The organism is Streptomyces sp. WG7 (genome assembly GCF_049975785.1).
In the GTDB taxonomy this organism is placed as follows: Bacteria; Actinomycetota; Actinomycetes; order Streptomycetales; family Streptomycetaceae; genus Streptomyces.
This window is the reverse complement of the sequence record NZ_JBNGGE010000173.1, coordinates 1-754: the sequence shown is the minus strand read 5'-3', so window position 1 is coordinate 754 and position 754 is coordinate 1. Positions and strand designations below refer to the sequence as shown.

At 68.6% G+C, this 754-nt stretch carries 1 protein-coding gene; it reads left to right on the top strand.

What is annotated here, in order from left to right; all coding sequences use genetic code 11:
• A protein-coding gene (locus tag ACP4J0_RS38595; protein WP_426604133.1) for an IS5 family transposase occupies window positions 1–743 on the top strand; the annotation gives its coding sequence in 2 pieces (ribosomal slippage) (window positions 1–271 and window positions 271–743; 744 coding nt annotated over the 2 pieces). This gene is flagged as partial in the annotation.
• Window positions 744–754 lie beyond the last annotated feature (11 nt).

The window sequence follows — 754 nt, the reverse complement described above, 5'->3', positions numbered from 1 at the left end:
CCAGGTCCGAAGAAGGTCGAGGGCAGACCGCGGGTGCCGGACCGCCAGGCCCTGTGCGGCATCCTCTTCGTCCTGCATACCGGCATCCAGTGGGAGTACCTGCCGCAGGAACTCGGGTTCGGCTCGGGCATGACCTGCTGGCGGCGCCTTGCGGCCTGGAACGAGGCCGGCGTCTGGGACCAGCTGCACGTGCTGCTGCTGGAGAAACTGCGGTCGAAGAACCAGCTGGACTGGGAGCGGGCGGTGATCGATTCCTCCCACGTGCGGGCGGCCCGAAGGGACCCAAAAGCGGTCCCAGCCCGGTCGACCGCGCACGGCCGGGCAGCAAACACCACCTCATCGTCGACGGACAGGGCATCCCGCTCACTGTGACGCTGACCGGCGGAAACCGCAACGACGTCACCCAACTCGAGCCGCTGCTCGACAAGATTCCAGCCGTCGCGGGCCGGGTCGGCAGACCCCGCCGGCGCCCCGACGCGCTGTTGGCCGACCGCGGCTACGACCACGACAAGTACCGCCGCCTGCTCTGGCAGCGAGGGATCCGCCCCGTGATCGCGAGACGGGGCGAGCCTCACGGCACTGGCCTGGGCATCTTCCGCTACGTTGTCGAGCGCACGATCGCCTGGCTGCACGGCTTCCGCCGCCTGCGGATCCGCTGGGAACGACGCGACGACATCCACGAAGCATTCCTCGGGCTGGCGGTCTGCGTGATCACCTACCGCCACGTTCAACGGCTTTGTTAGGGACAGTAAGC